Here is a 10,992-nt window from a genome sequence, read left to right as displayed (position 1 = left end):
GGCCCGGCCCCTACCGGCATTCGGTTGACGCTGCTACCGGAGGGTGGGAGCCGATCGCACCGGCGAATCAGTGCGTGGCCACGCGCGTCCGTAGCAGCGCGTCCACGGCCTGCTGCCATTCCGCCGAGCCCGGCGCCGCCTGCGGAGCCTCCTGTCCCAGCTTCCGATTCACCGCGGCGCTCCACTCCGCCGTCCCCGGCTGCGGACCATGCCCGTCGTCGCTGACCGCCAGGGTCTTGTCCACCCACGCAAGCCACTCGGCCGATCCCAACGCGGGATTGGCCGGGGCGGTCTTGCCCGGCGCGGGCGAGGCGGCCGTCGTCGCGGCGGCGGGGGCCGCGTCCGACACCGGGGCGGTCGGCTCCGAATGCGTGCAGGCCGCGATGATGAAGGCGGTCGCGAGGGGGACGATCGTGAGCAGGAGGCGCATGGCCAATGAAATCCTTGCGAATGCGTAGGCCTGCGATGCTACGAAGCCCACCCAGACCCTTCCCTAAACGGCGTAGGGAACTTCCTACCTTCGTTCAGCTTCGGGCGGCGACCTCGTCGATGTGGCGCAGCAGGTCGGCCGGATCCTCGAAGACACGGTAGGCACCCGCGCGCTCGAGTTCGTTCTCCCCATAGCCGCCCGAGAGCAGGCCGATGCCCAGGGCGCGGGCGCGCTGCGCGGCCAGCATGTCCCAGATCGCGTCGCCGATGACCATGGCGTCGCGAATGTCGGTGCCGAGCCGCTCCGCGGCCGTCACGAAGAGGTCCGGGTCGGGCTTGGCATGGCGGACCTGGTCCCGGGTCACCACCGGCACCTTGTTCGGATCGACGCCGAGGGCGGCGATGTTGTGCGCCGCGGTCTCCATGCGCCCCGACGTGGCGATCGCCCAGGGGATGTTCGCGTCGGTGAGCCATTTCAGCAGCGCGACCGCGCCGGGCAACGGCTTCACGGCGCCCGCTTCCGCGAGGCGTCCGTACGCCGCGGCGTGGTTGCGGCGCAGGCGGTCGATGCGCTCCGGCGTGATCTCGGTGTTCGTCTCGCGGAGCAGGATGTCGGTGAACAGGCCACCGCTCATCCCGATCTTGCGATGGATCCGCCACACGGAAAGGTCGATGCCCTCCATGTCGAGCGACTCTTTCCATGCGAGGACGTGCTGGTAGACGCTGTCGACGAGCGTGCCGTCGAGATCGAAGAGGAACGCATGTTTTTGTCTGGACATGCCGTTCAGGTTACGCGCCGGGTGGCGCGAGTGGCAACCTCGCGATCAACGTCAGAACTTGCCCGCGCGGAAATCCGCGATCGCCTCGTGGATCTGCGCCGGTGTGTTCATCACGAACGGGCCGTAGCGGGCGACGGGCTCCTTCAGCGGTCGGCCGGCGACGAACAGCACGCGGCTGTGGCCATCGGCGACGAATTCCACCTTCGGGCCTCTCGACAGCACCGCGAGCTCGCTGCGCGCGACGGCTTCGCCACCGATGCGCACCGCCTGGCCTTCGAACACGTACGCGAACGCGCTGTGGTCTTCCGGGACCTCCAGTTCGAACCGCGCACCGGGCTCGAGCGAGATGTCGAGGTACACCGGCGCCGTGCTGATGCCGCTGACCGGACCCGTCTCGCCGGCCAGTTCACCGGCCACGATGCGCACCGTGACGCCGGCGGCGGGATGCACGACGGGAATCGCGGACGGCGCGATGTCCTGGTAACGCGGCTCGACCATCTTGTCGGCGGCCGGCAGGTTCACCCACAGCTGGAAGCCCCACATCAGGCCCTCTTCCTGCTGCGGCATCTCGGAATGCAGGATGCCGCGGCCGGCGGTCATCCACTGCACGCTGCCCGGACCGAGATCGCCCGTGTTGCCGTGGTTGTCGCCGTGACGCATGCGCCCGGCAAGCATGTACGTCACGGTTTCGAAACCGCGATGTGGATGCTCCGGGAAACCTTCGATGTAGTCGCCTGCCTGATCGGAGCGGAATTCGTCGAGCAGGAGGAACGGATCCAGCATGTCGAGGGCAGGCTGGCCGATCACGCGCTTGAGCTTCACGCCCGCGCCGTCGGCGGTGTCCATGCCGGTGACGCGGCGGACGATGTGACGATGAGTGGTCATGGTGGGCTCCGTGGTATGCGCCCAAGATGCCGCTTTCGCCGCCGCCAGAGAAGCTCCCGCCGGTGAACGATGCGTTTCCGCCCTATGCGGCGAGCCGGTGCGGGCGACGCCGTGGCGTCAATGCACCCAATGGCCCGACCGCTGTCTCGGCGGGCCGTCCTCGCCTTCGACGCGCGGACGCGCCAGCGCCTTGAGTTCGTCCTCGTTCGGCGGATTCTCTCGCCAGTAGTTGCCGACCTGGTTGAGCACTTCCGGCAGCTGCCCGAGGCATTCGTCGTATTCGTCGTCGGTGAGCTTCTCGAACTCGGCGTCGGCCTGGAGCACGCCTTCGTCGACCGCGAGCGCCATGATCGGGCCGAGCAGCTGCATCAGGCCCGGATCCTCGGCCAGCCGGGTTTCCCACAGGCCGGCACGCATGTCGATGCCACGGCTGAAACCCTCGCACCAGCCGGCGGCCGACAGCAGCGGGCCTTCCTCGGTATCGATCTCGCCGAGGATCGGCTCGTAGGCGTCGACGTCCAGTTCCGCGCTGATCGAATCGTTGAGCTTGGCGAGCAGGGCGAGCACGCGGTTGCCCTCGTCCTCGTCGTCGAACGCGTCATGCAGCACTTCGTGCAGCCATTCCTCGGGCTTGACCTCGAGCGGGCCGATCGCGATCGCCGACAGGAGCCCATGCACGCCGTCGAGCATGAGGGCGCCGTCACCGCCATGCGCGCGCAGGAAGGTATCGAGTTCTTCGAGTTCCCTGTCGTCGAGGGAGCTCGGCCATTCGGACTTCGGTGTATTCAAAGGTTCAACTCCAGCGCGACGGGCGCGTGGTCGGACGGCTGTTCCCACTTGCGCGGCGCCTTGTCGATGATGGACGACGTCGCCACGGATTTGAGCGCATCGCTGATCAAGATGAGGTCGATCCGCAGGCCCATGTTGCGGCGGAACGCCGCCTGGCGGTAGTCCCACCAGCTGAAAAGGCCGGCATCTTCGGTGAAAAGCCGGAAACTGTCATGAAGGCCGACATCCAGCAGGGCCTGCAGCGCCGCGCGCTCCGGCGGGGAGCAGAAGATGTCCTCGCCCCAGGCCACCGGGTCGTAGACGTCGCGGTCGTCGCGGCAGATGTTGAAGTCGCCCAGCACCACGAGCTTCTCGTGACGTGCCCGCTCCTGTTCGAGGAAGTCGCGGACCTTCGCCAGCCAGTGCAGCTTGTACGTGTACTTCTCGTCGCCCAGCGCCTTGCCGTTGACGACGTAGAGGTTCACCACGCGGATGTCCCCGACCGTGGCGGCGAGGATGCGCCGCTGCGGATCGTCCAGGCCCTCGATGTCGGTGACGGCATCGGTGGGCTCGTCCTTCGCCAGGATGGCCACGCCGTTATAGGTCTTCTGCCCGGAATACACCGAGCGGTAACCCATGGCGGCGATCTCGTCGACGGGGAATTTGTCGTCGGTGAGCTTGGTTTCCTGCAGCGCGACGATGTCGGGCTTCGCCTCCGTGAGCCACTGCTGCAGGTGGGGGAGGCGAACCTTGAGGGAATTGACGTTCCACGACGCGATCTTCATCGCGCCATTGTAAAGGAAGCCGCGCGGCTTGCCGGGGCCGCGCGGCGGTGCCTCAGGCGAGGCCGTAGCTCTTGAGCAGGGCGTCGGGCTCCGGGCCGCGACCACGGAACGCCGTGAACGAGGCCAGCGCCGGACGCGTCGCGCCCACCGCCAGCACCTCGCGACGGAAGCGCTCGCCCGTCGCGCGGTCCAGCACGCCGGCTTCCTCGAACGCCTCGAAGGCGTCGGCCGAGAGAACCTCGGCCCAGAGGTAGCTGTAGTAACCGGCCGAATAACCGCCTGCGAAGATGTGCGTGAACGCATGCGGGAAACGCTGCCAGGCCGGCGGATGCATCACGGCCACCTCGTGGCGGACCTGCTCGAGCACGTCGAGCGGACGGGCTCCGCGCTCCGGGTCGTACTCCAGGTGCAGGCGGAAGTCGAAGAGACCGAACTCGAGCTGGCGGACGAGGAACAGGCCGGCGTGGAAGTGACGCGCGGCGACCATGCGGTCGTAGAGATCGTCGGGCAGCGGCTCGCCGGTTTCGTAATGCCGTGCGAATTCGCGCAGGGCCTGGCGGTCCCACGCGAAGTTCTCCATGAACTGGCTGGGCAGCTCCACCGCGTCCCATTCCACGCCATCGATGCCACCGACGGACGGGATGTCGACCTCGGTCAGCATGTGATGCAGGCCGTGCCCGAACTCGTGGAACAGCGTCAGCACGTCGTCGTGCGTGAGCAACGCCGGCGTGTCCGCGGTCGGCGGGGGGAAGTTGCAGGTGAGGAACGCGATCGGCAGCTGGAGGTGCTCGCCGTCGCGGAATCGCGAGGCGCACACGTCCATCCAGGCGCCGCCGCGCTTGCCCGAGCGGGCGTACATATCGAGGTAGGCACCGGCGAAGACGCTGCCATCGGCGTTGACGACGTCGTAGTACTTCACGTCCTTGTGCCAGGTGTCGACGTCGTCGCGCGGCACGAAGCGCACGCCGTACAGGCGCTCGACCACCATGAACAGGCCGTCGATCGCCGCGGATGCCGGGAAATACGGCTTGATCTGCTCCTCGTCGAGCGCGTACTTCTGCTGGCGCAGGCGCTCCGCGGCGAAACCGACGTCCCAGGGCTCCAGGTTGTCGATCTTCAGCTGCTCACTGGCGAAATGGCGCAGCTCTTCCAGTTCCTTCTTCGCCACGGGCTTCGCGCGCGCGGCGAGGTCGCGCAGGAAGTCGAGCACCACCTGGGGCGAGGCCGCCATCTTGGTCGCCAGCGATTCCTCGGCGGCGTTGGCGAAGCCGAGCAGCTGCGCGGCCTCGTGGCGAAGCGCCACGATCTGCTCGATCCGCTCGCTGTTGTCGAACTTGCCCTTGTCGGGGCCCTGGTCGGAAGCGCGCGTCTGGTAGGCGTAGTAGACGGCCTCGCGCAGCTCGCGCTTCTCGGCGTAGGTCAGCACGGCCTGGACACTGGGCTGCTTGAGCGTGACCAGATACCCGTCCAGCTTCATCTCGCGCGCGTATTCGCGCAGCACGGCGCGGCCGGAGGCGGGGATGCCGGCGAGGTCGCGCTCGTCGGTGATGTGCATGTGCCACGCCTCGGAGGCATCGAGCACGGCGTTCGAGAACTCGGTCGTCAGCTTGGACAGCGCCACGCCGATCTCGCGGAAGCGCGTGCGGGCCGGTTCGTCGAGCGCCACGCCCGAGAGCCGGAAATCGCGCAGCGCGTGCTCGACCGCCGCGCGGCCGGCGATCGGAAGCCCGGAGAAATCCGGGCGGTCGGCCACGGCCTGGACGGCCGCGTAGAGCTCGCGGTTCTGTCCGACCTCGATCCCATGGTCGGTGAGCTTTTCTTCCGCGGCGCCGTGCGCCTTGCGCAGGGCCGGCGTATCGGCCACCGAGTGCAGGTGGCTGACCGGCGACCAGGCATGGGACAGCGTCTGATCGAGCCGCTCCTGGGCCAGGATCACATGGTCGAAGTCGCGGACGGCGTCCGGCGCGGCGATCGCGTCGATGGCGGCACGCTGTTCGGCGATCAGCGCGTCGATGGCAGGCTCGACGTGTTCCGGACGGATGGCCGAGAACGCGGGCAGGCCGTTGGGGTCGAGAAGAGGGTTCGTGCTGGTGTCCATCGCGGATCTCCTGTCAGGCGGTCAGCGTGGTGTCCCGGGCCGCCCAAATCAAGCGGCGGTGTGTCATGGGGCCGTTGGAGCGGACCTCCCACAGCATCGCGGCCAGGTCCGCTCCTACCGGCGGGCGTCAGGCGAGGTAATCGTCCTTGAGCCGCACGTAGTTCGCCGCGGAGTAGTAGAGCTGCTCCACCTGCGCGTCCGAGAGCACCCGGACCATCTTCGCCGGGTTGCCAAGCCACAGCTCGCGCTCGCCGACCACCTTGCCGGGCGGAATCAGCGCTCCCGCGCCCACGAAGCCGTTCTTCTTCACCACCGCGCCGTCGAGCACCGTGGCGTGCATGCCGATGAGGCAGCCATCCTCGATCGTGCAGGCGTGGATCACCGCGCCGTGCCCGATGGTGACGTCCTCGCCGATGAGGGTCGGGAAGCCGCCGGGCGTGTACGGGCCGTCGTGGGTGACGTGGATGATCGCGCCATCCTGCAGATTGCTGCGGGCGCCGATGCGGATGTGGTGGACGTCGCCGCGGGCGACGGCGCCGGGCCAGATCGACGCGTCGTCGCCCAGCTCGACGTCACCGATGACGGTCGCGGCCGGATCCACGTAAACGCGGGCGCCGAGGCGCGGGAGGATGCCCTTGAAGGGTCGGATGGAGTGGGTCATGGCGCCTAGTGTAAACGCCGGCGCCATGACCCCGGCGTTTACTGGAACGACCCGCCGACGATGCGGCCTTCGGCGTCGAGCTTCGGGAAATAGCGGCTGTTGTTCTGGCGCATCTCGCGCGTCGTCATCATGTCCGGGGTGACCAGGAGGACGTCGGGATAGGCGGCATGGAACTGCTCGGGCGTCGGCTTCGTGGCGATGAAGGCGTCGAAGGCCTTCATGTCGGTGACGAATCCGGAGACGGGCTTCGGCTGGCCGGCCGGCGCGGTCTGGCAGGCGCTGAGGGTGGCGATGCCGAGGCCGGCGGCGAGGAAGAGTCGGATGTGGCGGTTCATGGGTGAGGCTCCTTGCCCTGGGGTTGGGCCGCTATCGTAGCGTGATCCGGTGGGAGCGGACCCGGCCGCGACAGCTTCTCGCCCCGAGGCAACCGGCCCTGTTGCGGATCGCGGGCCGCTCCCGGGACAGCTACCCGTTGCGGCGGCGGATCTGCTCGGCCTTCGCCTCGTCCTCGGCCGTGACGACCTGCTGCTGCGCATCGAGCTTGGCGCCGAGAATGATCAAGGTGTAGTTGGTCGGGTCGAAGTCGCGCAGAAGCGCGATTTCCCGGCGTGCCTCTTCGAGCTCGCGGCGGTTGATCAGCCGTTCGATCTCCTGCGACGCGAAAGGCAGCGTCTCGCGAAGGGCGTCGAGCGCCGTGGCGTTCTCCGGCTCCAGCTGCACGACGCTGAGGTAGTACTCGTACGCGTTGTTACCCTGCGGGGCGACGAGGCGACCCTCGCGCGTGGCGTCTCGCGCCAGCCCCAGGAGGATGTCGACACCCGATTGCCCGGCGTCGGAGGACGACGGGCTCGACGTCGTGGCGACGGCGGTTTCCGTGCCGGGATGACGGACACGCAGCGTGGCGTACGCGGCGACGGCGGCGAGCGCGACGACGAGGCCGCCGACGAGGATGACCGCGCGGCGGGGAAGCGCGGCGTTGATTGGGTTGGACATGCATGGATCCGGGGGAACGACCCGCGACCAGGCCAGCCCCCTGTCGGCAGGCCCCGGCGGGCGCGCCATCTTCCCGCCCGATTGTTGCAGTTCCGTGGCGTACTCACGGCGGACCATACGGAGACGCATGGCATGATGGATCACATATTCGAGCGATGCCCCTGCGTTTGGACGTCCAGATGTGACCCGCGTCCCGTTACGCGCGTGCGGCGACGGTTAGCTTTGCCGCACTGATAGCCCGGCGACGGCGTTGGAATCCGCACGGGATTCCGCACGGGGGGAAAGCCTGCGGCAGGGAACTCGGTGGGCAAACATCACTCACGCATAGGGAGCCATCACGATGTCACGCAGGTACCACACCTGGCTCGCGCTCGCGGGCCTGACGACGGGCTGCGCCCTGTCGTTACCGTCCGCCGCGACGGATCTGCAGCAGGCGACGCGATCCCTGCAACCCAAAGCCGTCGCGCGCGTCACGGGTCGCGTCGAGAGCGTATCGACGTTCGCGCTCCCCGGCACCGCGCCCACATCGGCCCTGGCGAAGCACGACGCCGGCGCGATCGCGCCGGCGCAGACGATCGACAACCTCACCCTGCTGCTCAAACGCGACGACGACACGGAGAAGGCGTTCCGCACGTTCCTCGCCGCGCAGAAGAATCCGGCCTCGCCCGAGTTCCACCACTGGCTCACCGCGAAGGAGCTCGGCGAGCGCTTCGGCCCCGCGCCGCAGGACGTCGAAAGCGTGCAGCAGTGGCTGCGCTCGCAGGGCCTGACCATCGCGCGGGTGTCGAGCGACCGGATGCGCATCGAGTTCTCCGGTCCGGCCGCGTCGGTGTCGAAGGCCTTCGGCACGGAGTTGCGCCATTACGACGTGGACGGCCAGCGTCACTTCGCGGCCAACAGCGCGACGCGGGTCCCGGCGGCGTTGTCGACGGTGGTGCAGGGCGTGACGCTGCACGACTTCTTTCCGACGGCGCAGCATACGAAGGTCGGCACGAGTACCTTCGACGCGAAGGCAGGCAAGTGGTCCGGCGCACAGACGGAAAGCCCGTCCTTCACGGTGCCGCCGGGGACGGCGAATCCGCACGTCTCGTACAACCTCGTTCCCGCGGACTTCGCGCAGGTGTACAACGTGAAGCCGCTATGGGAACGCTCGCAGCCGCTGCGCGGCGCCGGCCAGACCATCGCCGTGCTCGGCCGTTCGGACGTGCAGCCGCAGGATGTCGCCAGCTTCCGCAAGGCGTTCCTCCCGCCCGATGCGCAGGGCCGCTTCAGCATCCTCCATCCCACCTGGCGCGGTGAAGCGTGCAAGGCGCCGGGCCTGGCCGGCGACGAGGCCGAAGCCGCGCTCGACGTGCAGTGGGCCGGCGCGGCCGCGCCCGACGCCGACATCGTCCTCGCCACGTGCGCCGATGAGGGCGCCACGTTCGGCGCGTTCCAGGCGGCATCGCGCCTGCTCGAGCCCGGTCCCTACGGCGAGCTGCCGCCGCCCGTCTGGAACCTGAGCTATGGCTCGTGCGAGTCCGCCGATCCGTCCAACGCGTTCCTTGCCGACGTGCTCTGGTCGTCGGCTGCGGCCGAAGGCGTGACGGTCTTCGTGGCCTCCGGCGACGCCGGCTCCACCGCGTGCGACCAGGGCGCGCTGTTCTGGTCGACCTCGGGTGCCGCGGTCAACGGCCTGGCGTCGTCGCCGTCCGCGGTCGCGGTGGGCGGTACCGACTTCGACGATCTCGGCCAGCAGTCGCGGTACTGGACGTCGTCCAACCTCCCGTATTACCAGTCCGCCATCGGCTACATCCCGGAGATGACCTGGAACAACACGTGCGCCAGCAGCCATCTCTACACGCTGCTCGGCTACGAGGACGGCGTGACGGCATGCAACGACGAGTACGGCCCCGGCGCCAGCTACACCCTCGTCGCGGGCGCCGGTGGCGGCGCCAGCATCACGCACGGGCAGCCCGTCGCGCAGATCGGCATCGCCGGATCGACGAACCACGCGTCGCGCACGCTGCCCGACGTCTCGCTGTTCGCGGGCAATGGCCTGTACGGCCATGCGCTCGTGTTCTGCATGTCCGACGCCGCCAACGGTGGCACGGGCTGCAACTTCGGCAAACCCAACGCGGTGTTCGCGAACTCGGCAGGCGGTACGTCGTTCGCCGCGCCGGCCATGGCGGGTGTGCAGGCGCTGATCAACCAGGCCTCGGGCGGCCGCAACGGCAACATGCTGCCGGCGCTGTACGGCGTCGCCGCACGCCAGTACGGCACGGTCGGGTCGCCGAACGCGGACGTGCTGCGCGCGTGCAATTCCAGCAGCGGCGCCACGATCGGCGCGGAGTGCGTGTTCAACAACGTGACCGAAGGCGACATCGTGCAGCCGTGCGGTGCCGGATCGCCGAACTGCGACACGGGCCGCAAGCTCAACAACGTCGTCGGCATCGTGCGCGCCGGCGACCCGACGACCAATACGCTGGTACCCGCATGGCAGGCCAACGTCGGTTACAGCATGGCGACCGGCCTGGGCACCATCAACGCCGCGAACCTCGTCGACGCGGTGGTGGACTGGAATGCTCCCGCTCGCCGCGCTTATACGGCACCGGCGGACTACCTCGCCCTGAACCAGCTCTTCACCGGCGATGGTTACAGCGACTTCGCCTACGTCGATCCGACGCGACACGTGCTGCACTCCGTGGCGATGAAAGGCGCGGTCAGCCTGTTCGACGAGGGCCAGACGCTCTCGGCGGACCTCGACATCGTGACCTATGGCGACGTCGTTCCAGGCCTCAACGCGCTTTCGCTGCATTCGGGCGAACTGCTGCTGGTGGGCAGCGACAACCGCCTGCACGTCTGGGTGTCGGCGGCCACCGGCGGCTACTTCACGTTCACGGTGGCCGACCCGATTCCGGACAACTACCGCCTGCTCGGCGTCGGCGTCCATGACCCCAGCGGCGTGCAGAAGCTGATCTGGTACGACACGAAGACGTCCCGGATCGCGTGGTGGGCGCTCGATCTCGATCCGGCCACCCAGAACGACATCATCGTGGTCGGCAAGTCGTGGCCGGTCGACGGCATCGCGGGCGCGACGCCGACCCTCGCCGACGTGAACGGCGACGGCTATACCGACCTCGTCTGGACGGCGACGAACCGGACCGGCGTGGCGCTGTGGATCTCCAACCAGCACGGTGGATTCTCGAAGCGCGCGCTGGGCGACCGTGCCGCCGGCGACACGCTCTACGGCGTCGGCGACATCGACGGCAACGGCACCACCGACCTGATCTGGACGAACGCGACCAGCGGCCAGCTGTCGTGGTGGACGATGGATGGCTTCCGCATCGCCGGGCGCGGCTCGGAAGCGATACCGGCCGGTCTGTCGATCGCCGGCATCGGCGACTACGACGGCGACGGGCGTGCCGACATCCTGTGGCGAGACGCCGAAGACCGCATCGTCCAGTGGCAGCGCACGAAGACGGGCTTCGCATCGTTCCGTGTCGCCGACGCCTATGGCGAGCCGCTCGTCATCGGCAAGGACGCGACGATCCCCGCCAACCGCTTCCAGGGCGGCCGCCGCGTGACGCCGGCGCTGTAACCGACGCCGACCCG

10 protein-coding genes are annotated in these 10,992 nt (G+C 68.6%); 1 reads left to right on the top strand and 9 read right to left on the bottom strand.

Translation table 11 applies throughout. The annotated features are described in order from the left end of the window. Positions 1-67 precede the first annotated feature (67 nt). The 9 genes from BMY69_RS01330 to BMY69_RS01290 form a co-directional block, all read right to left on the bottom strand. Positions 68-430 (bottom strand): hypothetical protein, encoded by a 363-nt coding sequence (locus tag BMY69_RS01330; RefSeq protein WP_090175062.1) that lies wholly within the window; start codon positions 428-430, stop codon positions 68-70. Positions 431-524: 94 nt separating this feature from the next. Continuing rightward, positions 525-1,208 carry an HAD family hydrolase gene (locus tag BMY69_RS01325; RefSeq protein WP_090058002.1) on the bottom strand — a complete coding sequence of 228 codons (684 nt, stop codon included), beginning with the start codon at positions 1,206-1,208 and terminating at the stop codon, positions 525-527. Positions 1,209-1,259: 51 nt separating this feature from the next. Beyond that, positions 1,260-2,093 carry a pirin family protein gene (locus BMY69_RS01320; protein WP_090175061.1) on the bottom strand — a complete coding sequence of 278 codons (834 nt, stop codon included), beginning with the start codon at positions 2,091-2,093 and terminating at the stop codon, positions 1,260-1,262. A 117-nt stretch (positions 2,094-2,210) separates the two neighbouring features. Beyond that, entirely contained in the window at positions 2,211-2,882 is a 672-nt protein-coding gene (locus tag BMY69_RS01315; protein ID WP_090175060.1) for a YecA/YgfB family protein, read from the bottom strand. Continuing rightward, the gene (gene xth, locus BMY69_RS01310; RefSeq protein WP_090175059.1) at positions 2,879-3,646 is read right to left on the bottom strand and encodes an exodeoxyribonuclease III; all 768 of its coding nucleotides are present in this window, start codon (positions 3,644-3,646) and stop codon (positions 2,879-2,881) included. Before xth ends, BMY69_RS01315 begins: the two co-directional genes overlap by 4 nt. 52 nt (positions 3,647-3,698) lie before the next feature. Beyond that, the gene (locus BMY69_RS01305) at positions 3,699-5,744 is read right to left on the bottom strand and encodes a M3 family metallopeptidase (protein WP_090175058.1); all 2,046 of its coding nucleotides are present in this window, start codon (positions 5,742-5,744) and stop codon (positions 3,699-3,701) included. A gap of 127 nt (positions 5,745-5,871) precedes the next feature. Then, on the bottom strand, positions 5,872-6,405 hold the full coding sequence (locus tag BMY69_RS01300; protein ID WP_090058010.1) for a gamma carbonic anhydrase family protein: 534 nt from the start codon (positions 6,403-6,405) through the stop codon (positions 5,872-5,874). 38 nt (positions 6,406-6,443) lie between these two features. Then, positions 6,444-6,740: a hypothetical protein gene (locus BMY69_RS01295; protein ID WP_090175057.1), complete on the bottom strand. Its 297-nt coding sequence runs from the start codon at positions 6,738-6,740 to the stop codon at positions 6,444-6,446. Between the two features lie 130 nt (positions 6,741-6,870). Further along, on the bottom strand, positions 6,871-7,398 hold the full coding sequence (locus BMY69_RS01290) for a hypothetical protein (RefSeq protein ID WP_090175056.1): 528 nt from the start codon (positions 7,396-7,398) through the stop codon (positions 6,871-6,873). 340 nt (positions 7,399-7,738) lie between these two features. Here BMY69_RS01290 and BMY69_RS01285 point away from each other — a divergent pair, with 340 nt between their 5' ends. After that, entirely contained in the window at positions 7,739-10,978 is a 3,240-nt protein-coding gene (locus tag BMY69_RS01285) for a protease pro-enzyme activation domain-containing protein (RefSeq protein WP_090175055.1), read from the top strand. The last annotated feature ends 14 nt before the right edge of the window (positions 10,979-10,992 follow it).

This window comes from Luteibacter sp. UNC138MFCol5.1, from assembly GCF_900110505.1.
Lineage (GTDB): Bacteria > Pseudomonadota > Gammaproteobacteria > Xanthomonadales > Rhodanobacteraceae > Luteibacter.
The sequence above is the reverse complement of the archived record's forward strand: the minus strand, read 5'-3'. Positions and strand labels throughout refer to the sequence as shown.